This is a genomic window from Hylemonella sp. GW821-FHT10B10, assembly GCF_059415585.1.
The window spans coordinates 1,038,957-1,062,650 of record NZ_JBWKNN010000001.1 but is presented as its reverse complement, the minus strand read 5'-3'; the positions used below and the strand labels follow the sequence as shown (position 1 = coordinate 1,062,650).

The following is a 23,694-nucleotide window of genomic DNA, read 5'->3' as shown; positions in this document are numbered from 1 at the left end:
GCACATCCTTGCCGCGTGAAGTACGTCAGCGGAGCCCATCATGATCATCCTGCCCATAGGCCCAGATTCAGAACCTGAGCGCGCAGCGGCCCCGATCTCGCGCCCCGCCCCGCTGCAAAGCACCCTGAAAGTGCTCATCTACGGCTTTTCGCCCGCCGAGCGGGAGCTGATCCAGGGCATCGTGGCCCTGTCACAGCGCCGCCCGCTGCGACTGGAACTGGCCCGCTCCGAAGCCGCCGACACGGCCGACGTCATCCTGATCGATGGCGCCGACAAGAAAATCATGGCCTGGGCCGCCAAAGCCAGCATGCTTGCGGGCAAGACCGTGGTCCAGGTGGACGGCCAGGACGTCCTCGCCGGCGCCACGCACTTGCAGCGCCCCGTCCAGTGGCCCAAGCTGCCGTCGCTGCTGATGCGGGCCATCGATCCGAACTCCTCGCTGCTGAGCACACACCAGGCCCTGGCCTCGCAGTACTGAAACACCCTGGGCGCGTCCCGGCCTCCCCGGCGCGTGCATACTGGCGGGCATGGCGCACGACCACCCGCACGCCCACGATGGGCACGATCACCCGCATGGCCATGCCGGCCATCACCATCCCACCCCCGCCGACTTCAACCGCGCCTTCCTGATCGGCATCGCGCTCAACACCGGTTTCGTCGCCGTCGAGGCCTGGTACGGCTGGCAGGTCAACTCCCTGGCCCTGCTGGCTGACGCCGGCCACAACCTGAGCGACGTCGCCGGCCTGCTGCTGGCCTGGGTGGCCGCCCTGGCCGCGCGCCGGCAGGCGGATGCACGCTACACCTACGGCTGGCGCCGCGCCTCCATCCTCGCCGCTTTCGCCAATGCCGTGCTGCTGCTGGTGGCCATGGGTTCGCTGGGCTGGGAGGCCCTGCAACGCCTGGGCTCGCCCGAGCCCACGCAGGGATGGACCATCATCACCGTGGCGGCCATCGGCATCGTGGTCAACACCGCCACCGCCCTGCTCTTCATGCGCGGCAGCGAACACGACCTGAACGTGCGCGGCGCCTTCCTGCACATGGCGGCCGACGCCCTGGTTTCACTGGGCGTGGTGATCGCCGGGGCGCTGTACCTCTGGCAAGGCTGGGTCTGGCTGGACCCGGTCATGAGCCTGCTCATCGCCGCCGTCATCGTGGCGGGCACCTGGGGCCTGCTGCGCCAGTCCCTGCGCCTGCTCTTCGACGGTGTGCCCGAGCAGATCGATCTGCCCGCCGTGCAGGCCTGGCTGAGCGAGCGCCCCGGTGTGGCCCGAGTGGACGACCTGCACGTCTGGGCCATGAGCACCACGCAGATCGCCCTCACGGCCCATCTGCTCACGCCCCGGGGCCACCCGGGCGACGCCTTCCTGCGCGAGACGGCCCAGGGTCTGCGCGAACAGTTTGGCATCCAGCACGTGACGCTGCAGACCGCCACCGAGGCGCTCTCCACCTCGTGCAGCGCCTTGCCCGTCTGAACCGCCTAGCCAGCAGGAATTCGTCTGCTGGGCTACAGTGGACGCGCTCCGTTTTCTTTACCTTCCTCCCGCCTGACCCATGAACACCCTTGCCGACTTCCCCATCACCCGCAAATGGCCCGCCCAGCACCCGGAGCGGCTGCAGCTGTATTCCCTGCCCACGCCCAATGGCGTGAAAGTCTCCATCGCGCTGGAAGAAACCGGCCTGCCCTACGAGCCGCATCTGGTGAACTTCGGTACCAACGATCAGCTCTCGCCAGAGTTCATGAGCCTGAACCCCAACAACAAGATCCCGGCCATCATCGACCCGAACGGTCCCGGCGGCAAACCACTGGCTCTGTTCGAGTCTGGCGCCATCCTGGTCTACCTTGCCGCCAAAACCGGCCAGCTCATGCCCAGGGACGACGCGGGCAAGTACGAGGTCCTGCAGTGGCTGATGTTCCAGATGGGCGGCATCGGCCCCATGTTCGGCCAGCTCGGCTTCTTCCACAAATTCGCCGGCCGCGAATACGAAGACAAGCGTCCGCGCGACCGCTACGTAGCCGAAACGCGCCGCCTGCTGGGCGTGCTCAACCAGCACCTCAAGGGCCGTGACTGGATCATGGGTCAGGACTACTCCATCGCCGACATCGCCACCTTCCCCTGGGTGCGCAATCTGGTCGGCTTTTACGAGGCGGCAGACCTGGTGGCCATCAAGGACTACCCCGAAGTCACGCGCGTGCTGGCGACCTTCGTGGCGCGGCCCGCGGTGATCCGTGGTTTGAACATCCCCAAACGCGACTGAGACGGAACGGCGCATGTCACGCGAAAACGAATTCCAGGCCGTGGCCCGCGAGTTGGGCTATGACTTCAACGGCGAAATCAAGATTGGCGGCAACTACACCCCGGTGGTCCTGCACGGCGGCCAGGCCTATGTGAGCGGCCAGGTGCCGCGCGTGGGCAGCGACATCGTGGTGACAGGCCGCGTGGGCGCCGAGGTGACGCTGGAACGCGCCCAGCTGGCCGCCAAGGTCTGTGTGATGCGTGCCCTGGCCCTGCTGCGTCAGTCCCCGGGCTCGCTCGACGCCATCAGCCGCGTGCTGCGCGTGACGGTCTTCGTGCAGGCGGCTGCTGGGTTCACACAACTCAGTGAGGTGGCCGACGGTGCCTCTGATGTGCTGTTCCGCGTGCTGGGCGAAGCCGGGGTCCACACCCGGACTTCGGTGGGCGTGGCGCAGTTGCCCAAAAACGCGGCTGTGGAGCTGGACCTGATCGCCGCCGTGAATTAACAGGAAGACACCGCAGGCCCACGCAATTTCAGATCACCGTGCCAACCAGCCCAAGCCGTGCGCATGCAGACTTTGCACGTACAGGCGGGTTTCGGTTTCGGTGATGGCCGTGATCTCGGGATAGGCCCCGCTGGGGTCCTGCAAATCCATCATCACCTGCCCCGCCTCGTTGAAGGCAAACACATGGCCGTAGGCCTTGGGGATGGGCCAGAGCGCACGCGGCAGGCGCAGCGTCAGGCTGCGCAGCCAGGGCTTTTGCGCGAGCTGGTCCACCTTGGGATTGCGCGGCTTGACCAGACCCACCCAGATCCGGCCCTCCCGCCCACGCATCAGGTTGTCGGGATAACCGGGCAGGTTGTCGAACAGCACACTGGCCTCTGCGTTGCCGGTCTTCACCAGCGCAGCCAGGTCCACATTGCTCGCCGCCACCGATACCTTCCAGATGCGGTATTGGCCGGTTTCGTTCACGAACAGGGTGCGCTCGTCTGCGCTGAGCGCCACGCCATTGGCAAAGCTCAGGCCCCGGGCCACGACCCGGGTGACTTTGCTGGCGGGGTCGTACTCCAGCACACGGCCCGTGCTCGCCTGCTCCAGGATGTCGAGCACGCTGGCCTCGAAGGTGCCGCCCCAGTCCTTCGGGGCGAAACGCCCTGAAGCATCGCTGAGATAGATCTTGCCGCTCTTGGCCACCACGACGGAGTTGGCATAGAGGATGGGCGTATCGCCTGCCTTGTCCGTGAGCAGCGTGACCTTGCCATCGGGCGCGATGGACAGCAGACCCTTCATCGCATCGGCCGCGATCAGGTTGCCTGCGGCGTCGAAATCAAAACCCAGCACACGCCCACCGGTGTTGGCGAAGACCTGTTGATCACTGCCATCCGGGGCCATGCGCAGGATGTTGCCGCTCAGCACCGTGGTGTAGAGTTTGCCGTCTTTACCGATGACCACATGCTCGGGCCCAACCTCGCCCTTGAGGTCGATCATCTGCAAATTGGCCAAGCGGGTATTGGCCGCGTGCGGCCCCGCGTAGCCCGGCTCGGCCGCCGGCAACCAGGCCACAGGCCGGATGGGTACCGGCCATGCTGCGAGGTAGAGCACCAGGGCCCCCAGCAGCAGGGCCACGATCAGGCCGATCTTTTTGAGTTTGGTACGCATGGGCTCCTCCTCTTGTATTGATTTTTTGCGGCGCCAGACCGCCCCGCCACCGCCAGCTTAACGGCCCATCAGCGCCTGCACATGTGCGGCCGTGCCGCTGGCCAGGCCTTCCAGGCTGTAGCCGCCCTCGAGCACGGACACCACACGGCCCTGGGCCGTTTCGTCGGCCACTTTCATGAGCTCACGTGTGATCCAGTGGTAATCCTCGTCGGTGAATTTCAGGCCGCCCAGCGGGTCCAGGTGGTGGGCATCGAAGCCGGCCGAGATGATGAGCAGTTCGGGTGAGAAGTCGCGCAGCGCGGGCAACAGCACATCCGTCATGGCCTTGCGGAAGGCGGCCGAACCCGTGCCGCGGGGAAAGGGCACGTTGACGATGTTGTGGGCCACACCCGTCTCATTGGGCGCACCCGTGCCCGGATAGAACTGCCCCTGGTGGCAGGAGCCGTAGAACAGGTCCGGATCGTCGTAGAAGGAGTTCTGCGTGCCGTTGCCGTGGTGTACATCGAAGTCCACCACCGCCACGCGCTTCAGACCATGCTGCTCGCGTGCGTGCACGGCTGCAATGGCGGCCTGGTTGAACACACAAAAGCCCATGGCGTGATCCGCCTCAGCGTGGTGGCCGCAGGGGCGCGTGGCGCAGAAGACGTTCCTGGCTTCCTTCTTCACTACATCGTCCACCCCCGCGCAGGCCGCGCCCACACAGCGCATCACCGCCTCCAGCGTGCCCGAAGACATGATGGTGTCACCTGCGTCCAAAGCGCGATAGCCCTGCTCGGGCGACATCTCCTTGACGGCTTCCACATAGTCGGGCGTGTGGATATGCAGCACCTGATCAAACGTGCCCAGGGGCGCGTCGCGCCAGACAACCTTGGCAAACTCCGGCGTCTTCAGGGCGGCCAGCACGGCCTCCAGACGCTCGGGGGATTCAGGATGGTGCGGGCCGGGCTTGTGGTTGAAACAAGCTTCGTGGGTGTAGATCAAGGTGTTCATGGTGTTAGGGTCTTCCTCAAGTAGTCTGAGCGGGCGAACTCAGGTCCATTCCGGGTGAATCTAGCACGACACGAAAACCACCGCCTGCGGGTCTGCGACAGTTCTGGCGACCAGCGCACGGTCAACCCAGGGCCTGATCCGTGTTCCCCCCATTGAAAAACGGTATATACGGTTTATATTGAAACCCTGTTCCGTGGACGGCATGGAGGTCCGGCATGTCACAAGAGGTCTATCTATGGTGGACGCTGCTCGTCGGCGTCAGCTGCGTCAATCTGCTGGCCTGGTCCTGGGCGGCGCGGGCGTTGCGCCAGCGCCAGGGTGCGTTGCCGGGGCCGGTGTATGCCTCGCGCAGGCTGCAACTGATCTTCTCCGCTGGTTACGTGCTGGGGTGTGCCTACCGCTCGGCCCTGCCAGTCTTTGATGTGCAGCGCATCTGCCTGGTGGACAGCTGGTTCTCCAGCGTCATCGTGGGCCGCTCCGTGGCCACGATCGCCGAGCTGTGTTTTGTGGCGCAGTGGGCTCTTCTGCAAAGGGAACTCGCACAGCTCACGGGCAGCCGGGCCGCAAAGGCGGTTGCCATGGCCGTCGTTCCTCTGATCGCGATCGCCGAGACCTTTTCCTGGTATTCGGTGCTGAGCACTTCCAACTTCGGCCACGTGATCGAAGAGTCGCTCTGGGGCCTCACCGCAGCCCTGCTGGTTGCCAACATGGTTCTCAACCGGGACAGGCTCTCCCCGTCGGTGCGCCCCTTCTTGCGTGCGGTCTGCCTCATCGGCGTGGGCTACGTGCTGTTCATGTTCCTGGTTGATGTACCCATGTACTGGGAGCGCTGGGTGCTGGACGAGGCCAGTGGGCGCGCCTACCTGAGCCTGAGCCAGGGGTTTGCTGATGCGTCAGAACGCTGGATCGTTTCGCACCAATGGCAGGTCTGGAGAAGCGAGGTAGCCTGGATGACGCTGTACTTCAGCGTGGCGGTGTGGTTCAGTATCGCGATGGTGCATGCGCCAGTCCTGAAACACCACACGGGCACACCGCAGCCCGTCTGACGGATCCGGCGCAGCAGGCCGGCTCATTCAACCGTCCAGGTCACCCCATCCGCTGACCTTGCTGAAGAGTACCTCGCCAGTAGGCACATGGACCACACGGACAACACCCCCCGGCGGGTCGGTGATGCTCTTGGCGGCCAGGGACACGGCCAGCTCGCGATTCGCCAGCCGGGAGCCATTGCGAACCTTTGCGCCAGGCAGTGATGCCACGATGGGGGCCGTGCTTTCGATCTTGTAGGCCGGGATGTTCATGTTTGCCTCTCCTTGCTCAGTTCACACCTGTACAAGGTAGCGTCTCACAGGCATTTGACAAGCTTATTTACAAAACTTGTCATCTCTCAATGGATAGCGAGGACCCAGAAACAATAGCTATCGCCTGTAACGGTACCGACACAGGATGAAACGACCACTGGCAGCAGGGACTAGGCACGTCCCCGCTCCCGCAAGAGGCGGGCGTCCTGTCGCCGCTTCAGTCATCGGACAAGGCCGGGGCCCGCCGTCTCAAGGTGTATCGGGGAAGCGCAAGAGGGCCACCCTGCGCGCCTCGGCGTTGACGCGCAGCTGGCAACTGCCGCTCAATTCACGCCCCTGCAGGCTGTTGCAGCGCCAGAGGGCCTCGGCATGCTGGGCCTCTGCCTTCTGCCGCAAGCCGCTTTGTTGCATGGACCCGTTGACGACATAGTAAAACACCAGCAACAGGGTCAGCAGCGCCAGGATGCCCGCGATCAGAGGCCAGATCCGCGGTCTGTCCCTGAGGGCCAGGCGGTCTTCCTCGGCCTCCTGCAGCAGTTCGAGCCGCAGCGCGGCAGCACCGGCGATTCTGACGCTCGACGCGGTGGCATCAGAAAAATGGGGGTCCATGGGCAACTCTCGTATCGGCCCGCGTTGCGCGGACCGTTTGAGCCCAATGTACAGCGGCCAGTCCCTCTTGTGTGTGTGCCCGGCAGGATTACAAGGCCTAAACCGGACTTAAGTGGAAATAAACCGCCTTCTGCGCATGCAGGAGGTGGCTTTCTCTTCCCAATTCCAGGTTGTCAGCCCATCACGCCGACTTCATCGAAGCGAAATGACCCCGAGGTATTTGCGCACAAGGGGATGTCACCTCAGTGCGCGCCGGCAGCGGCATCCGCGCCACCGCGGCCTGGCGCCGGTGGCCGGGTCAACCAGACCATGGCGATCAATGCAATGAAGACCATGGCCGAGGCGTAGAAGATGTCGTTGGCCGCCAACGTGAAGGCCTGCTGGTCGATCAGCCGGTTGATCTGGGCCAGGGCCTGGTCAGCCGTCAGACCCGAGGCCTGCAGACCAGTCAACGTGGCCTGCACCGCGGGGTTGGTCGGGTTCACCGCATCGGCCAGCTGGGCGTGATGCAACGCGGCGCGACTCTCCCACAGAGTGGTGGACACCGAAGTACCCATGGCGCCGGCCGTGATGCGCACGAAGTTGCTCAGGCCCGAGGCGCCCGGCATCTGCTCGGGTGACAGGCCGGACAGGGTGATGGTCATCAACGGGATGAAAAAGAAGGCCATGGCCACGCCCTGGATCAGGGTGGGCACCAGGATGGTGGCCAGATCAGCCTGGGTGCTGAAATGCGAGCGCATCCACAGCACCAGACCGAACACCAGGAAGGCAAAGGTAGCGTATTTGCGTGGATCGACCTTGCCCACGGTACGCCCCACCACAGGCGACAGCACGATGGCCAGCAGACCCACCGGCGCCATGACCATGCCCGCGTCGGTAGCGGTGTAGCCCATGAACTGTTGCAGCCACAGCGGCAGCAGCACGACGTTGCCGAAGAACAGGCCATAGGCGACCGAGGTGCTCAGTGTGCCGGCCCAGAAGTTGCGCCGCGCGAACAGGCGCAGTTCCACCACCGGGTGCTCATCGGTCAGCTCCCAGATCACGAAAACGACAAAACCGACGGCGGCGATCACGGCCAGCGCAACGATCAGAGGCGAATGGAACCAGTCATGCTCCTTGCCCAGGTCCAGCATCATCTGCAGGGCTGCGATCCAGATCACCAATAGGGACAGGCCCACGGTGTCGATGGGCAACTTGCGGATGGTGCTCTCACGCTTGTGGTACAGGGCCCAGGCGGCCGTGGCTGCAGCCATGCCCACCGGGATGTTGATGTAGAAGATCCAGGGCCAGGAGATGTTGTCGGTGATCCAGCCACCCAGCAATGGTCCCATCACCGGCGCCACCAGGGTGGTCATGCCCCACATGGCCATGGCCACACCGGCCAGCGCGCGCGGATAACTGGCCAGCAGCAGTGACTGCGACAGCGGGATCATGGGGCCAGCCACGAAGCCCTGCAGGGCACGGAAGGCGATCAGCGTCTCCATATTGGTCGCCAGACCGCACAGCCAGGACGCGATGACAAACAGCACCACACTGGCGACGAACAGACGCACCTGGCCGAAACGCTGCGAGAGCCAGCCCGTGAGCGGCACGGCGATGGCGTTGGCCACGGCGAAGCTGGTGATAACCCAGGTGCCCTGGTTGGGGCTGACGCCCAGGTCGCCCGCGATGGCGGGCAGGGACACGTTGGCGATGGACGTGTCCAGCACATTCATGAAGGTGGCCGCGGACAGGGCGATGGTGCCCCAGGTCCGGGCCGAGCCCTCCAGCGGGGCATGGGCTTGCATGGCGGGAGAGGACACGGGCTACCCTTCAGTGCGTGCTGGTCTTCTTGCCCGAGCCGCTATTGGCCGCGATCACGCGGCGCACTTCGGCATCACCATCGCGGTCGAGCTGGCTGTAGGCCTGGGCCGGCGCCACGGCTGCAAGGCGCGGCGCGTCGGCCAGTTCCTTGCCGTCCTTGGAGCTGACGTCCACCGTGGCGACCATGGAGAGGCCCACACGCAGGGGATGTTCGGCGACCTCGGCGGCATCCAGCGCGACGCGCACGGGCACGCGCTGCACCACCTTGATCCAGTTGCCGGTGGCGTTCTGCGCCGGCAGCAGCGCAAACGCCGAACCGGTGCCGGCACCGAGGCCGGCCACGGTACCGTGGTAGACCACCTTCTTGCCATAGACGTCGGCAGTGAGTTCAACGGGCTGGCCGATGCGGATGTTGTGCAACTGCACTTCCTTGAAGTTGGCGTCCACCCAGACCTGCTTGAGCGGCACGATGGACATCAGCGGCGCGCCCGCGGCCACGCGCTGGCCCAGCTGCACGGTACGACGCGCCACATAACCGTCGGTGGGTGCGAGCAAAGAGCCACGCTTGTCGGCCAGCCAGGCTTCGCGCACCTTGGCTGCGGCCACCCGCACGCTGGGATGCTGGTCCACGCTGGTGCCGTCGGTCATGGCGCGGTTGCTGGCCAATTGCTCACGGGCTGCCACGGCAGCGGCCTTGACTGCGGCCAGCGCGCTGCGCGCGCCCGCCACCTGGGCCTGCGCGTGGCTCAGCTCTTCCTTGGACACGGCGCCATTGGCGGCCACGGTTTGGCGCCGGGCCAGGTCCTGCTGGGCACGCTCCAGGTCGCTTTGGGCGCGCGCCACATCGGCCTCGCGCAACTCCACCTGGGCAGAGAGGCTGCCATTGTTGCTGTACAGAGTGCGCACCTGGCGCACGGTCTGCGCAAGGTTGGCCTCGGCCTGCTCCAAGGCCACACGCGCGTCGGCAGGGTCGAGCTGCACCAGGGGCTGGCCGGCCTTTACAAAATCGGTTTCTTCAACCAGGACGGACTGCACGGTGCCACCGACCTGCGGCGTGATCTGGATGACGTTGCCCTGCACATAGGCGTTGTCGGTGGACTCGTAGTGGCTGGCCACCAGCCATTCGTAGCTGCCCCAGGACAGGCCGGCAATGACAACGGCCGCGGCGACGAGGGTGAGGGCCTTGCGGCGTTGGGGGTTCATGGTGCGTGCGGTGGACATGATGAGGTTCCTGCGGAGATGACGGTGCGAATGCGATGAAGGGTGTGGGCTTATTGCGCCTGGGGGGCCGGCGCGGCGGCCAGGGCGGTGTCGGGGCGGTAGCCGCCGCCAAGCGCGCGGATCAGCGCGACCTGCGTGTCGAGCAGGCGAGCCTGCAGGTCCACGGCCAGGCGGCGCTGTTCCAGTACGCTGGTTTCGGCGGTGAGCACTTGCAGGTAGTTGCCCAGGCCCGCTTCATAGCGCTGGCGTGCCAGCGCGTAGGCGCTCTCGGCGGCCTGCTGGGCCTGCTGCTGCTGTTCCTGCTGACGGTTGATGGCCTGGAGCGAACTGATGGGGTCCAGCACGTCGCGGACGGCATCGATGACAGTGCTGTTGTAGTTCTCGATGGCCTGGTCCAGGTCGGCCGTCTTGCCGCGCAGGTTGGCGCGCAGGCGACCACCGTCGAACAGCGGCAGGCGCACAGCCGGGCCCACGCCCCACTGCTGGCTGTCGGACTGCAACAGGCGGTCGAAACCGATGCTGGAGAAGCCGGTGTAGGCAACGAGGTTGATATTGGGATAGAACTGGGCTTTGGCACTGGCCACATCACCCGTGGCGGCCTCCACGCGCCAGCGCGCGGCCAGCACGTCGGGGCGGCGGCCCAGCAGGTCGGCCGGGATGACGGCGGGCGTGGCGAGCGGGCGCAGGCCGGCCAGAGTAGGCGCAGACGGTACCGGTTCAGCCTGGGGCTGGCCGATCAGCGCGGCCAGGGCGTGGCGCGTGATCGTGGCCTGCTCCTGCACGGCTTCGATCTGGCGGCGCGCTTCGGGCAAAGCGGCTTCGGCCTGGCGCAGTTCGAGCTGGGAATCCAGACCGGCTTCGATGCGCTGCTTCACGAGCGACAGCGTTTCCTCGCGCTGCTGCAGGGTGCGTTGCGCGACTTCCAGTTGGCTGGTCAGCGCCACCAGGCGCAGGTAGCTGCGGGCCACCGAGCTTTCGAGCAGCACACGCGCGGCGGCAGCGTCCACCTCGGCGGCGCGGGCATAACCCAGGGCGGCGTCGAGCGCGGAGCGGTTCTTGCCGAAGAAGTCCAACTCCCAGCTGGCACCGAGTTGCAGCGTGGCCGTGTCCTGGATGGTGCCGGCGATGGGCGCGGGGATCAGGCCGGTCTTGGTATAGAGCTGGCGCGTGGCGTCCAGGCTGGCGTTGACCTGGGGGCCTTGCGCCGACTCGGCAAGCTGGGTGGCGGACAGCGCGCGACGCAGGCGTGCCTGTGCCAGGCGCAGCGAGGGGCTGTCCTGCTCGGCCTGCTCGATCAGGTGATCCAGCTGACTGTCGCCATAAGCTTGCCACCACTTGGCGTTGACAGCGGTCGCGGGCTGCGCGGCCGGGGCTTCGAGGCCGACCGACGCGGCATCACGTAACTGGGACTGCGAACTGATGCCCGAGTAGTTGGCGCAGCCGGCCAGGGCGAAGCATGCGGCGGCGATGCTCGCCAGCTTGAGGGTGAGGTTGTGTTCAGTTTTCATCGGGAGTCCTGCTGGCACTCATGGCCTGGAGGTTGGAAAGCATGCGGCGCAGCAGACCCTTGAGGGTTTCCCACTCTTCAGGCGTGAAGTCGGCCAGGGCGCCGTTGTGCACACGACTCAGCGCTTCGGGAATCGCCTTGGCCGCCTGTTTGCCGTCGCGTGTGAGGCTGAGGTTGACCACCCGGCGATCCTCTTCGGACCGCTCGCGCTGGAGCAGCCCCTTGTCTTCCAGGCGGTCGAGCAGGCGCGTGGTGGCGCCAGCGTCCAGCCCCATGCCACGTGACAACTCTGCGGCGGTGACAACGTCCAGGCGCGACAGCTTGTACAGAGGCATCCACTGCGCATGGGTCAGGCCGCTGGGCTCCAGCTCGGCCTCGATCTCCTGCACGAAGTTGCCCAGGACACGGCGCATCAGGTAACCGACGCTTTGCTCCGGGTCATAGGCCTGGGCCGAGTAGAAATCTGCCGGGGGGCGCTTGCCTGCTCGGGAGGAAGGACGTGTACTCATGGTGAAATATTAGTTGCCTAGGCAATTATTGCCCAGGCAACATAACCCCGGTGATGGCAGGGTTTTGCAGGCAACCCTCTTCCACGGTAAGCGCCGGGTCCTTGTGATGGCGCACAGGAAGCCCAGACGGCACAGGAAGCGCCCCCGGACCGCCGGAAAGGCCTCTTCTTATGTGTGCTACCGCACATACGGCTTGCGCTCAACCCGGTATTTTGAATTTCGCCAGTCGGAACCCGCCTGCAAATAACAAAGATCCGCGATGTCAGAGAAACAAATTGAGGCGCTGAATCAGGCCGTTGAAGACTTGCAGCTCCCTTTCAGATCAGCGAGCGGCTCCAGCGCTTTGCTGACCGCCGGGGCGCTCCAGAACGCCATCTTCAACAGCACCAATTTCTCGATCATCGCCACCGACGACAAGGGCATCATCCAGCTGTTCAACGTAGGGGCCGAGCGCATGCTGGGCTACCAGGCGCTGGAGGTGGTCAACCGCGTGAGCCCCAGCGACATGCACGATCCGCAAGAGGTGCGTGCCAGGGCCGAAGCACTGAGCGAGGAACTCGGCACCCCCATCGCTGCCGGGTTCGAGGCCCTGTCCTTCAAGGCCTCACGCGGTATCGAGGACATCTACGAGCTGACCTACCTGTGCAAGGACGGCAGTTCATTCCCGGCGATCGTGTCGATCACCGCCTTGCGTGACACCTATGGCGATCTGATCGGCTACCTGTTGATCGGCAGCGACAATTCGGCGCGCAAACGTGCACAACTGCTGCTCAAGGAAGCCGTCATCGCCGCAGAAAGCGCCAATCTGGCCAAGACCGATTTCCTCTCCAGCATGAGCCATGAGCTGCGTACGCCACTCAATGCGATCCTTGGTTTTGCCCAGTTGGTGGCGTCGAGCACGCCCGTGCCGACGCCAGGCCAGCAACGCAGCATCGACCAGATCCTCAAGGCGAGGCTGGTATCTGCTCGAGCTGATCAATGAGATCCTGGACCTTGCGCTCATCGAATCCGGCAAGCTCATCATGTCGGAAGAGCCCGTGGCGCTGGTCGATCTGCTCGCCGAGTGCCGCGCCCTGGTCGAGTCGCAGGCGGTGCAGCGCGGGGTGACGCTGCACTTCGCACCCGTGGACTCACCGCTGCACGTAAAGGGAGACCGGACGCGGCTCAAGCAGGTCCTGGTGAACCTGCTCGACAACGCGGTCAAGTACAACCGCAGGCCAGGGCGTGTGGACCTGACCTGCACGGTGCTGTCTCCCGATACCATTCGCATCACGGTACGTGACACCGGCCATGGCTTGTCTGCCGAGCAGCTTGGCAAGCTGTTCCAGCCTTTCAATCGCCTTGGGCGAGAGGCCGGCGTCGAGGAAGGCACGGGCATAGGGCTGGTCGTCACGCGAAGGCTGGTCCACCTGATGGGGGGACAGATCGGGGCAGAAAGCACTCCGGATGTGGGCAGCATGTTCTGGGTCGATCTGACGCAGGCGGCCGCCAACCATGTGGACCATGTTGGCAGCGACCGGGTTCCTGTCTACGAGGGATCCCTGCGACCCGGCCTGCCTGTCCAGACCCTGCTCTACGTCGAAGACAACCCCGCCAATCTGGAGCTGGTCGAACAGATCATCGGTCGCTACCCCAACCTTCGCATGCTGAGTGCCGCAGACGGCCATACCGGCATCGAGTTTGCCCGGACCTATCTGCCGCAGGTGATCCTGATGGACATCAACCTGCCCGGCATCAACGGGATCGAGGCGATGCGGGTATTGCATGCCGATCCGCTCACGGCCCACATTCCCATCATTGCGCTCAGTGCCAACGCGGTGCCACGCGACATCCAGAAAGGCTTGCAGGCCGGCTTTTTCGCCTACATCACCAAACCGATCCGGGTGCCCGAACTGATGAAGACCCTCGAGTTGGCACTGATCCAGGCCAACGCAGCCACTCCCCTCCCTTCACTACAGGAAACACCTTGACTCTTACGGCAACCGACATCCTCAACGCTCGCATTCTGGTTGTGGACGATCAGCAGGCTAACGTGAGCCTGCTGGCGGAGATGCTTGCATCCGCCGGGTACACGCAAGTCTTCACCACGCTGGACCCCACGGTCGTGTGCCGCATGCACCGGGACACGCCTTTTGATCTGATCCTGCTGGACCTGCAATTGCCCGGCATGGACGGCTTCCAGGTGATGGAGGGGCTCAAGGCTAACAGCACCGACAGCTATTTGCCCGTGCTCGTGATCACCGCCCAGCCCGGGCACAAGCTGCGCGCCCTGCATGCGGGCGCCAAGGACTTCGTGAGCAAGCCATTCGACATGGTCGAAGTCAAGGCGCGGATCCACAATCTCATTGAAATCCGCCTGCTCTACGCACAGCTGCAGCAGCAGAACCAGGAACTCGAGCGGCAGGTGCAGTACCGCACCGCCGAGTTGCAGGAGAGTGAGGCACGTTACCGCGCCTTGACAGAACTGGCCACCGACTGGTATTGGGAACAGGACCACCTTGGGAATTTCACCAAGGTATCGGGTCCGGTCCTTGAGATGCTGGGCCTGCGCGTGGCGGAACTGGGGCGCACGCAACCGACGTCGTTCAGTGATGAAGGCTGGCACGAAGAGGGACGCGTGGCCTTGCTGGCGCGCATTGAATCGTGCATGCCCTTCATCGATTTTCTGCTGGAACGCACCCGACCGGACGGAAGCCGCCAGACGTTCCGCGTCAGTGGCACGCCCATGTTCAACAAGCGCTGCGACCTGATCGGCTACCGTGGCATCGGTGTCGAGGTCCGATCCTAGGGCGTGCTGGATGCGCAGACCGCGCTGTGATCCGCGTGCGACACGCTACTTCAGCCGAGGGCGTTGCAGCTTGGGCAAGGCGGCCTGCATGCGGCCCGCGCGCAACTCCGCCACAGCCATGCCTACCGAGAGCGCCACGTGGCGAGCTTCTTCCTGCATGGTCGTGTCCTTGTCCAGCGCCTCGTGGCTGCTGGCATAGGGTTCGTAATAGCCGATGTATCGCCCCAGGCGCGCCTGTGCCCCGGCATCGATGAAACCCATCCAGTCAAGCCAGTCGGACAACGCACGGCGGGTGTCGTCGACACCCGCAACATCACCGTGCACGATCAGCCCGTAGGTACGTCCGGCCAGGTGCTGTGGGTAGTCCCAGTCGGCCAGCTCCAGCGCCTTGGCCTTGTCGGCATTCTTGCCCGAGGTGGAGGTGGGATCGGAGTTACCCCCATCGGCGCACACCAGACGATCCATCATCAATTTGAGAGGGCTGGGGCTCTGGTACCAGTACACCGGCGTGACGATGATCACGCCGTGGGCGGCGGCCCAGCGCTCATAGATTTCGGCCATCCAGTCGCTGGCCTGGTTCATGGCGTGGTTGGGGTAACAGCTGCAGGGCCAGTGGCATAAAGGCATGGCGGTGGACGCGCAGCCCTTGCAAGGATGGATGTTGCGTCCGTAGTCGGAGGTGATCAGGCTCAGGTCCAGCACGTCGGCCTCGATGCCGCCCACTTCGAGCGCCGCCAGGGCAATCTGCAGCAGGCGGTAGCTTTTGGACATTTCGCCGGGGCAGCTGCCCTCATTGCGGGCTGAGCCGCAAATGAGCAGCACACGTGAGGGGCTGGCCGGGTCGGCCCAGCGGCGCTGGGCCGCATGAATACGCTGGCTGGTCGTGACCCACTCGGTGGACAGCTGGTAATCCGGATCGGCAAAGCCCAGGCCGGCCTTCTGCGTGAACGGGGCCTTGCGGCCCTCGCTGTAGGCAGCCCAGGCGATATCTTCCAGCCGCGCAATGGATGCTTCTTCGGCGTGGAAGGCCGGGTCGGTATAGGCGATGCGGAAGCGCAGACCGAACTCCGCACGCGCGATCGGGACCGGAATTTGGCCTTTACGTAGGACGATCATGCTCTAGGGAGCCTCGTGGACCTGCAAAAGAGCCACCTTGCGCGCCTCGGCGCTGGCCTGCAGGAGGCAATGGCCACTCACCTCCCGGCCCTTCAGGTTGTTGCAGCGCCAGATGGCCTCGGCGTGGACCGCCGCGGCCTTGTGCCGCAACTCGCTTTGCTGCAAGGAACCACGCACGACGTAGTGAAAGACCAGCAACATGGCCAAGAGGACCACGACGGCCATCATCAGGGGCCAGCCGGGCCATCGGCCTTCATGGGACAAATGGTGGTGTTCATCCCTCCGCAGGTCATGCAGATACGGTACAGCGCCGCCGGCCTTGCCGTTGAAACGCGTGGAGGTTGGGAAATGGTGATCCATCGACAGCTCTCATGTCAGCCCGTGGAGTGCGGACCGTTTGAAATCAATGTACGGGCGCCCGGAGCACTTGTTTGTGCGCTGGACAACATTGCGGTGCCCGAACCAGCAAACCCCAAGAAAAAACCCGCCTCTGCTTGCGCAGGAGGCGGGTTGTCCATTTCTAGATCGGTTGGTAGCCCGCGGCTCAGGCTTTCTCGAAACTGAACTGCCCCGGGTTCTTGATGGGGTCCACGTCCACGGCGATCACGTCCTTGGCCACGAAACGACCTTCAAGCAATAGCTTCGAGAGCGGGTTCTCGATGCGCTGCTGGATGGCGCGTTTCAGGGGCCGGGCACCGAACACCGGATCGAAACCCACCTTGGCCAGCTCGGCCAGGGCCTTGTCGGACACCTTGAGCGCCAGCTCCATCTTGCCGAGGCGGTCCTGCAGGGCCTGCAGCTGGATGCTGGCGATGCTGGTGATGTGCGCGGCATCCAATGCGTGGAAGACCACGGTTTCGTCGATGCGGTTGAGGAACTCGGGTCTGAAGTGGTTCTTGAGCTCGCCCCAGACCGCGTCCTTCACATCTTCATAGGACTCGCCCACCATGCTCTGGATCAGGTGCGAGCCGATATTGCTCGTCATCACGATCACGGTGTTCTTGAAGTCCACGGTGCGGCCCTGGCCGTCGGTCAGGCGACCGTCGTCCAGCACCTGCAGCAGCACATTGAACACGTCAGGGTGGGCCTTCTCCACCTCGTCGAGCAGCAGCACGCTGTAAGGCTTGCGGCGCACGGCTTCGGTCAGATAACCGCCCTCCTCGTAACCCACGTAGCCTGGCGGCGCACCGATCAGGCGGGCCACGGAATGCTTCTCCATGAACTCGCTCATGTCGATGCGCACCAGATGGTCCACGCTGTCGAAGAGGAAACCGGCCAGGGCCTTGCACAGTTCGGTCTTGCCCACGCCCGTGGGGCCGAGGAAAAGGAAAGAACCGGTGGGACGGTTCGGGTCGGACAGACCCGAGCGTGAACGGCGGATGGCGTTGGCCACGGCACTGATGGCTTCGTCCTGGCCCACCACACGTTCGTGCAGCTTGGTTTCCATCTGCAGCAGCTTGTCTTTTTCGCCCTGCATCATCTTGGCCACGGGGATACCGGTGGCACGGCTCACCACCTCGGCGATCTCCTCCGCGCCCACCTGTGTGCGCAGCAGGCGCGGCGCACTGCCCTCGCCCTGGCCCTGTTCGCGGGCCTGGGCTTCCTTGAGCAGCTTTTCCAGCTCGGGCAGCTTGCCATATTGCAGTTCGGAGACCTTGGCGAAATCGCCCTTGCGGGTCAGCTCGGCGATCTGCGTCTTGAGCTTCTCGATGTCCTCACGCACGTGCTGGCTGCCCTGGGCCTGGGCCTTCTCGGCCTTCCAGATTTCTTCGTAGTCGGCGATCTCCTTCTGCAGCTTGCCGATCTCTTCCTGGATCAGTTCCAGGCGCTTTTGCGAGGCCTCGTCCTTTTCCTTCTTCATGGCCTCGCGCTCGATCTGCAACTGGATCAGCCGGCGGTCGAGCTTGTCCATGACTTCGGGCTTGGAATCTATCTCGATCTTGATCTTGGCGGCGGCCTCATCGATCAGGTCGATGGCCTTGTCGGGCAGGAAGCGGTCGGTGATGTAGCGGTGGCTCAGCTCGGCGGCGGCCACGATGGCCGGGTCGGTGATGTCCACGCCGTGGTGCACCTCGTATTTCTCTTGCAGGCCGCGCAGGATGGCGATGGTCTGCTCCACGGTGGGTTCCCCCACCAGCACCTTCTGGAAACGGCGCTCCAGAGCGGCGTCTTTCTCGATGTACTTGCGGTATTCGTCCAGCGTGGTGGCGCCTATGCAGTGCAGCTCGCCGCGCGCGAGCGCAGGCTTGAGCATATTGCCGGCGTCGATGGCGCCCTCGGCCTTGCCCGCGCCCACCATGGTGTGCAGCTCGTCGATGAAGAGAATGATGCGGCCTTCGTCCTGCGAGACTTCCTTGAGCACGGCTTTCAGGCGCTCTTCGAACTCGCCGCGGTACTTGGCGCCGGCCAGCAGGCCCGCCATGTCCAGCACCAGCACACGTTTGTCGCGCAGGGTCTCGGGCACCTCGCCGTTGACGATGCGCTGGGCCAGGCCTTCGACGATGGCGGTCTTGCCCACGCCGGGCTCGCCGATCAGCACGGGGTTGTTCTTGCTGCGACGCTGCAGCACCTGGATGGCGCGACGGATCTCGTCGTCGCGGCCGATCACAGGGTCCAGCTTGCCCAGGCGGGCGCGCTCGGTCAGGTCCAGGGTGTATTTCTTGAGGGCTTCGCGCTGGCCTTCGGCTTCGGGGTTGTCCACACTCTGGCCACCACGCACGGCATCGATTGCGGTTTCCAGCGCCTTGCGCGTCAGGCCGTTGGCCTTGGCCAGCTGGCCGGTGTCGCCCTTGCTGTCGGCGACCGCCAGAAAGAACAGTTCGCTGGCAACGTACTGGTCACCCCGCTTGATGGACTCCTTCTCGGCCGCCTGCAACAGAGACACCAGGTCGCGCCCGACCTGCACCTGCTCCTGGCCTTCGACCTGCGGCAGTTTCTTGACGGCGGCCTCGGCCCCAGCCAGCAGGCCGGCCACGTTGACGCCGGCACGCTGCAACAGGGCCTTGGGACCATCCTGCTGGCGCAGCATGGCCACCAGCAGATGGGCCGGTTCGATATAGGCGTGGTCATTGCCCAGGGCCAGCGTCTGTGCTTCGCCCAGAGCTTCCTGGAATTTGGTAGTGAGTTTGTCGATCCGCATGACTGGACTTCCGGTATATATTGGGCTGAGAGGGACATGAGGATGGGACCCGGGATTTCAAGGCCGCCAGGCGCATTCTTCAGCACAGGACCATCATGCCAAAATGCAGGAACTTGATGTGCATCAAAGCCGGTCGATGACCCTGCATCCAACCTGCGCATCCGCCCTTGCGCCACCCGCATGAGCTTACGCCTGCGCATCCTGTTGCTGGTTCTGGTGGCTGCGCTGCTGCCGGTGCTGTTCATGTTGTGGCTTTTGCTGCAGCAGCGCGCGACCACGCTGGAGCAGACACGTGAACAGCTCAAGGTGCGGGCAGAGACCATCGCCCACGATCTGGACGACAAGATCTCTGGTACCGCCCAGCTGCTGTTCGGCCTCGGGAGGGTCCCCGCGGTGAGCAACGGAGACAAGGTCGCCTGCTCCAGGTTCCTGGCCGAAGTCCTCAAGGAACATCCTCAGTACACAGGCTTCCTGACCATCAAGCCCGACGGCCAGTTGCACTGCGATTCATTGCAGTCGGGACGCCAGCTGAACCTCACGGACCGCGCCTATTTCCAACAGGCGCGCAGCCTGCAGGGCGTGGTGGTCGAGCCGGCGATCGGGAGGCTGACGGGCCGGTCGGTGCTGCAGATTGCCTATCCCGTGCGCGACGAACAGGGTGCGCTGAAATTCGTTCTGCTCGCCTCGCTGGACCTGGACGTCTACGGCAACCGGGCGCTCGAAAAGCAGCCCTACCCACGCACGCACCTGCACCTCTGGAACCACGACGGCTCCTTCCAGATGGTCGCGCCGCGCGGCGAGAGGGTCGAGACTTCGGTGGCCACGGACCTGCGCCAGTTCATGCTGGCCGCGGACCCCGAGGCCAGCGGCTCGCTGGGAACGGGACCGCACGCCCGTTTCGGTGTCAAGGCCGTGCTGCCACGCCTGAACATCGCCGACATGCGGCTGGCCCTGAGCGTCCCGGAGACGGACCTGTATGAACAGGTGGACCTGCAGTTCAAGCGGACCATGCTGGGCCTGCTGGCTTGCGTGGTGTTCATCATTGCCCTGGCGATACTGCTGGGCGAAGTGGCCCTGCGGCGCCAGGCGTTGCGCCTCATGCGCGCGATTTCCCGCATGGATGCGGGCAACTACAGCGAGCCGCTGGGCCAGCCCTACCCGAAAGGTGAGCTGGGCATGGTGATGCAGGCGCTCGACCGCATGGCCGCCTCGCTGGACCACCAGCGTACCGAGATCGCTCGCAACACGGAAGCCCTGGAGCGGCAGGCCCGCATCGACCCCCTGACCCATCTGGCCAACCGCCACATGCTGACGGAGCGGCTCTGGCAGGCCATGGACCATGCGCGCAAATTCCAGCGCATTGCCGGCGTGCTGATCCTGGACCTGGACCGTTTCAAGACCGTCAACGACAGCCTGGGCCACAGCCAGGGCGACGAGTTGCTGAAGGAGGTCGCGATCCGGCTCACGCAATCGGTGCGCGAGGGCGACACGGTGGCACGCCTGGGCGGGGACGAGTTCGTGGTGGTGCTGACGGACATGGGCGATGTGTCCGACATCACAGCGGTGGCGCAGAAGATCCTGGCAGCGCTGGCCCGTCCCGTCGAGCTGGGTCCGCAGATGCTGGCCATCACCACCAGCCTGGGCATCGCCGTCTACCCCCGCGACGGCGAGACACCCGACGCCCTGCTGCAGTACGCCGACACCGCCATGTACCGTGCCAAGGACCAGGGAGGCAACGCCCTGGCCTTCTTCACACCGGAAATGCGCCAGTTCATGATGGACAGGCTGGAGATGGAAGCCGGCCTGCGCTGCGCCCTGGACGAAGGCGAACTGCGCCTGGTCTACCAACCCATCCTGGATGCCCGCAGCGGCCGCGTGATCTCGGCCGAGGCGTTGGTGCGTTGGGTCCATCCGGACAAGGGCCTGGTCTCGCCCGCGGAGTTCATCCCCCTGGCCGAGGAGACCGGCCTGATCATGCGCGTCGGTGCCTGGGTGCTGCAAGAGGCCTGCCGCCAGGCCCGGCAGTGGCGCGATGCAGGACTGGGCGACATGCCCATTGCCGTCAATCTTTCACCCCGGCAGTTCAGCGACCCGCACCTGGAGCGGACCATCACCCAGGCGCTGGAAGCCTGCCAGTGCCCCCCTGCCCTGCTGCATCTGGAGATCACCGAGAGCACGCTGATGAACCAGATCGACCAGGCCGCTGAAACCATGCGCCGGCTCAATGCCATGGGCATCGAGCTGGCCATCGACGATTTCGGCACGGGCTACTCGTCCCTGAGCCGGCTCAAGCGCCTGCCCGTGAGCACGCTCAAGATCGACAAATCCTTTGTGCAGGACCTCTGCAAGGACGCCAGCGACGAGGTGCTGGTGGACGCCATCATCACCCTGGCCCACAAGCTGGGGCTGCGCACGGTGGCCGAGGGCGTGGAGACCCGGGAGCAGATGGCCTTCCTCGCGCAGCGGGGCTGCGACTGCTACCAGGGTTATCTGTACGCCAGGCCCTGCGGGCCGGAAGAGTTTGTCTTGTACGTGTGCCAGCAGCAGGCGGGCGGCTGAGATCGGCTATCGGGCCGGCTTCACTGTTTCCTGCGAGAAACCGGCGATACGTTTGTAGTTCTCCGATATCTGGCGCAGTTCGTCCTGGCTGATCAGGTCGTCGATGTGGCGGAAGGGCTTGCCGCCCGAGAGTTCATCGACCTTGATGTTGATGAAGTCCGGTGGTGTGCTGCGGTTGGTGCGCACCACCCGTGCGGTGGCCTCTACGCGGGCCTGGTCGTAGATCTGCAGGGCGGCTTGCGGGTCGGGCGTGACCGCAAGCAGCTCGGCCAGGGTGCGCGCATCGATCAGACCCTGGGCCGCGCCGTTGGAGCCGCGCGGGTACATGGGGTGGGCGGCATCGCCCATGAAGGTGACCCGGCCAAACGTCCAGCGCGACACGGGGTCCTTGTCCACCATGGGGTACTCGAGGATCTGCTGTGCATTGGCAATCAAGGAGGGCACGTCGAGCCAGTCGAACTTCCAGTCGGCGTAAATGGCCTCGAAATCGGCCTTGTTGCCGGGGCGATTCCAGTCGTTCATGGACTCGCCTTCCCCCTGGATCTCGGCCATCCAGTTGATGAGCTGGTTCCCCTGCCCGTCCACGTTGTCCACGATGGGGTAAATCACCATCTTGCCGGTCAGGATGGAACCCACGCGCATATAACTCTTGCCTGTGAGGACGGGTTTGTGCACCGTGACACCGCGCCAAGTGTTGATACCGGCGAAAGCGACCTTCTCGTCCGGGTAGAACTGGCGACGGATGGTGGAGTTCACGCCGTCGCAAGCGATCACGATATCGGCCGCCACGCTGGCGCGCTTGTTCCCCCGGGCGTCGACGAAGTGCACGGTAGCGCCGAGTTCGTCCTGGGTCACGCCGGTGCAGCGGTGGTCGGTATGGATGCGTGCGGGACCGAGCTGGGCCAGCGCCTCTTCGAACAGGATACGGTGCAGCTTGCCGCGGTGAATGCCGACCTCTGGATAGGGGTAGCCCGCATGGCGACCACGCGCTTCCTTGTAGATGTACTGGCCGTAACGATTGAAAAACACGCTCTCCAGGTTCTCGATGCCCGCGGCCTCCAGCCTGGCCTGCACACCCAGGGCGGCGAGTTCGCGCATGGCATGCGGCAAGAGGGTGATGCCCACGCCCAGTTCCTTGACCTCGGGTACAGCCTCGTACACGTCGCAGGCAATGCCACGCTGGTGCAGGGACAGGGCCAGGCCCAGGCCGGCAACACCGCCGCCAACCACGACGATGCGAGTACCGTGGTGTGTTTCGGTCATGGACTTACTCCGCCTTGATGTCGTTGCGCCGGATCACGGCACCCCAGCGAGGGTAGTCCCTTTGCACCACGCCCATGAGCTCGTCGGGCGTGGACGAGGCCGCGTCGAGGCCGGCCTTGCCCAGCACCTCGCGCACCTCGGGCAACTTCAAGATGGCGGCGATCTCCGTGTTCAGTCGCTGCTGCACGGCGGCAGGTGTCTTGGCGGGCAGGAAGAAGGCGTACCAGAGGTCCACGTCCACCCCCTTGGCACCCAGCTCCTCGAAGGTGGCCACGTTAGGCGCCACCGGATGGCGCTTGGGGCTGCCCACGGCCAGGGCGTTGAGCTTGCCACTGTTGACGAAGCCTTGGGCCACGTGCACGGGCAGGAAGCCCACATTGAGTTCACCCGCGAGCAGGTCGGTGGTATAGCCTGCCGTGCCGCGGTAGGGGACGTGCAGCATGAAGGTCTGGGTCTGAACCTTGAAGAGCTCCATGGCCATGTGGTGCGGCGTGCCCACGCCGGGCGAGCCGTAGCTGATACTGCCAGGGCGTGCTCGGGCTTTTTCCAGCAGTTCCTGCAGGGACTTGATGCCGGTCTTGGGATTGGCCACCAGCATCAGCGTGCCCCAGGCCGCCATGGAGACCGGAGAAAAATCCTTCACCGGATCGAAAGGCACGTTCTTGTAGAGCTGCGAGGCCATGAGCATGGTGTTGGCGCCCATGAGCACGGTGTAGCCGTCGGGGCTGCTCTTGGCCACCTGGTCGGCACCGATATTGCCGCTGGCGCCCGGCGCATTGGCCACCACCACCGGCTGGCCCAGGCGCTCGGACAGCTTGGGCGCCACCGTCCGGGCGATGGTGTCCATGCCGGTACCGGGCGTGAAGGGCACGACGATGCGCACGGACTGGGCAGGCCAGGTCTGCGCGCTGGCGACGCCGGCCACCAGAACCAGCAGTGCGAACAGATGCTTGATCGTTTTCATCTCGGTCTCCTCGTGGTGTCGTTGTGGTGAGCC

General features: G+C 64.7%; 22 protein-coding genes. 9 read left to right on the top strand and 13 right to left on the bottom strand.

Annotated features, from left to right (window positions below):
• The first annotated feature begins 40 nt into the window (after window positions 1-40).
• From AC07NT_RS05220 to AC07NT_RS05205, 4 genes are all read left to right on the top strand, one after another.
• Window positions 41-478 (top strand): hypothetical protein, encoded by a 438-nt coding sequence (locus tag AC07NT_RS05220; RefSeq protein ID WP_498597494.1) that lies wholly within the window; start codon window positions 41-43, stop codon window positions 476-478.
• A 49-nt stretch (window positions 479-527) separates the two neighbouring features.
• Window positions 528-1,472 carry a cation diffusion facilitator family transporter gene (locus AC07NT_RS05215; RefSeq protein ID WP_498597495.1) on the top strand — a complete coding sequence of 315 codons (945 nt, stop codon included), beginning with the start codon at window positions 528-530 and terminating at the stop codon, window positions 1,470-1,472.
• A 79-nt stretch (window positions 1,473-1,551) separates the two neighbouring features.
• The gene (locus AC07NT_RS05210; RefSeq protein ID WP_498597496.1) at window positions 1,552-2,256 is read left to right on the top strand and encodes a glutathione S-transferase N-terminal domain-containing protein; all 705 of its coding nucleotides are present in this window, start codon (window positions 1,552-1,554) and stop codon (window positions 2,254-2,256) included.
• Window positions 2,257-2,269: 13 nt separating this feature from the next.
• A complete protein-coding gene (locus tag AC07NT_RS05205; protein ID WP_498597497.1) occupies window positions 2,270-2,740 on the top strand; it encodes a RidA family protein in 471 nt (156 codons plus the stop codon).
• A 33-nt stretch (window positions 2,741-2,773) separates the two neighbouring features.
• Here AC07NT_RS05205 and AC07NT_RS05200 read toward each other — a convergent pair whose 3' ends face one another.
• Together AC07NT_RS05200 and AC07NT_RS05195 are read right to left on the bottom strand one after the other, a co-directional pair.
• Window positions 2,774-3,895, bottom strand: coding sequence for an SMP-30/gluconolactonase/LRE family protein (locus AC07NT_RS05200; RefSeq protein WP_498597498.1), 1,122 nt, complete (start codon window positions 3,893-3,895; stop codon window positions 2,774-2,776).
• A gap of 57 nt (window positions 3,896-3,952) precedes the next feature.
• Window positions 3,953-4,885: a histone deacetylase family protein gene (locus AC07NT_RS05195; protein WP_498597499.1), complete on the bottom strand. Its 933-nt coding sequence runs from the start codon at window positions 4,883-4,885 to the stop codon at window positions 3,953-3,955.
• A 215-nt stretch (window positions 4,886-5,100) separates the two neighbouring features.
• Here AC07NT_RS05195 and AC07NT_RS05190 point away from each other — a divergent pair, with 215 nt between their 5' ends.
• Window positions 5,101-5,931, top strand: coding sequence for a hypothetical protein (locus AC07NT_RS05190; protein WP_498597500.1), 831 nt, complete (start codon window positions 5,101-5,103; stop codon window positions 5,929-5,931).
• A 27-nt stretch (window positions 5,932-5,958) separates the two neighbouring features.
• Here AC07NT_RS05190 and AC07NT_RS05185 read toward each other — a convergent pair whose 3' ends face one another.
• From AC07NT_RS05185 to AC07NT_RS05160, 6 genes are all read right to left on the bottom strand, one after another.
• The gene (locus tag AC07NT_RS05185) at window positions 5,959-6,183 is read right to left on the bottom strand and encodes a hypothetical protein (protein ID WP_498597501.1); all 225 of its coding nucleotides are present in this window, start codon (window positions 6,181-6,183) and stop codon (window positions 5,959-5,961) included.
• Window positions 6,184-6,432: 249 nt separating this feature from the next.
• Complete coding sequence (locus tag AC07NT_RS05180; RefSeq protein WP_498597502.1) at window positions 6,433-6,792, bottom strand: hypothetical protein; 360 nt, start codon at window positions 6,790-6,792, stop codon at window positions 6,433-6,435.
• 242 nt (window positions 6,793-7,034) lie between these two features.
• Complete coding sequence (locus tag AC07NT_RS05175; RefSeq protein WP_498598500.1) at window positions 7,035-8,579, bottom strand: DHA2 family efflux MFS transporter permease subunit; 1,545 nt, start codon at window positions 8,577-8,579, stop codon at window positions 7,035-7,037.
• 25 nt (window positions 8,580-8,604) lie between these two features.
• The gene (locus AC07NT_RS05170; protein ID WP_498597503.1) at window positions 8,605-9,816 is read right to left on the bottom strand and encodes an HlyD family secretion protein; all 1,212 of its coding nucleotides are present in this window, start codon (window positions 9,814-9,816) and stop codon (window positions 8,605-8,607) included.
• Window positions 9,817-9,866: 50 nt separating this feature from the next.
• On the bottom strand, window positions 9,867-11,324 hold the full coding sequence (locus AC07NT_RS05165) for an efflux transporter outer membrane subunit (protein WP_498597504.1): 1,458 nt from the start codon (window positions 11,322-11,324) through the stop codon (window positions 9,867-9,869).
• Window positions 11,314-11,832: a MarR family winged helix-turn-helix transcriptional regulator gene (locus tag AC07NT_RS05160; protein WP_498597505.1), complete on the bottom strand. Its 519-nt coding sequence runs from the start codon at window positions 11,830-11,832 to the stop codon at window positions 11,314-11,316. Before AC07NT_RS05160 ends, AC07NT_RS05165 begins: the two co-directional genes overlap by 11 nt.
• A gap of 259 nt (window positions 11,833-12,091) precedes the next feature.
• Here AC07NT_RS05160 and AC07NT_RS05155 point away from each other — a divergent pair, with 259 nt between their 5' ends.
• The 3 genes from AC07NT_RS05155 to AC07NT_RS05145 are packed head-to-tail and all read left to right on the top strand — an operon-like array spanning window position 12,092 to window position 14,620.
• Entirely contained in the window at window positions 12,092-12,814 is a 723-nt protein-coding gene (locus AC07NT_RS05155) for a PAS domain S-box protein (RefSeq protein ID WP_498597506.1), read from the top strand.
• A gap of 40 nt (window positions 12,815-12,854) precedes the next feature.
• Complete coding sequence (locus tag AC07NT_RS05150; protein WP_498597507.1) at window positions 12,855-13,802, top strand: sensor histidine kinase; 948 nt, start codon at window positions 12,855-12,857, stop codon at window positions 13,800-13,802.
• Window positions 13,799-14,620: a response regulator gene (locus AC07NT_RS05145; protein WP_498597508.1), complete on the top strand. Its 822-nt coding sequence runs from the start codon at window positions 13,799-13,801 to the stop codon at window positions 14,618-14,620. The genes AC07NT_RS05150 and AC07NT_RS05145 overlap by 4 nt, the downstream gene beginning before the upstream one ends.
• A 45-nt stretch (window positions 14,621-14,665) precedes the next feature.
• Here AC07NT_RS05145 and AC07NT_RS05140 read toward each other — a convergent pair whose 3' ends face one another.
• From AC07NT_RS05140 to clpB, 3 genes are all read right to left on the bottom strand, one after another.
• Window positions 14,666-15,736 (bottom strand): flavodoxin family protein, encoded by a 1,071-nt coding sequence (locus tag AC07NT_RS05140; RefSeq protein WP_498597509.1) that lies wholly within the window; start codon window positions 15,734-15,736, stop codon window positions 14,666-14,668.
• A gap of 3 nt (window positions 15,737-15,739) precedes the next feature.
• Entirely contained in the window at window positions 15,740-16,096 is a 357-nt protein-coding gene (locus tag AC07NT_RS05135; protein ID WP_498597510.1) for a hypothetical protein, read from the bottom strand.
• Window positions 16,097-16,280: 184 nt separating this feature from the next.
• Window positions 16,281-18,875, bottom strand: coding sequence for an ATP-dependent chaperone ClpB (clpB, locus tag AC07NT_RS05130; RefSeq protein ID WP_498597511.1), 2,595 nt, complete (start codon window positions 18,873-18,875; stop codon window positions 16,281-16,283).
• Window positions 18,876-19,055: 180 nt separating this feature from the next.
• On the opposite strand from clpB, the gene AC07NT_RS05125 reads away from it, so the two are divergent.
• Window positions 19,056-21,434 (top strand): putative bifunctional diguanylate cyclase/phosphodiesterase, encoded by a 2,379-nt coding sequence (locus AC07NT_RS05125; RefSeq protein WP_498597512.1) that lies wholly within the window; start codon window positions 19,056-19,058, stop codon window positions 21,432-21,434.
• Window positions 21,435-21,440: 6 nt separating this feature from the next.
• Here the strand turns inward: AC07NT_RS05125 and AC07NT_RS05120 are convergent, their stop codons facing one another.
• Together AC07NT_RS05120 and AC07NT_RS05115 are read right to left on the bottom strand one after the other, a co-directional pair.
• The gene (locus tag AC07NT_RS05120; RefSeq protein WP_498597513.1) at window positions 21,441-22,697 is read right to left on the bottom strand and encodes a flavin-dependent oxidoreductase; all 1,257 of its coding nucleotides are present in this window, start codon (window positions 22,695-22,697) and stop codon (window positions 21,441-21,443) included.
• 4 nt (window positions 22,698-22,701) lie between these two features.
• A complete protein-coding gene (locus tag AC07NT_RS05115) occupies window positions 22,702-23,661 on the bottom strand; it encodes a tripartite tricarboxylate transporter substrate binding protein (protein ID WP_498597514.1) in 960 nt (319 codons plus the stop codon).
• Between the last annotated feature and the right edge of the window lie 33 nt (window positions 23,662-23,694).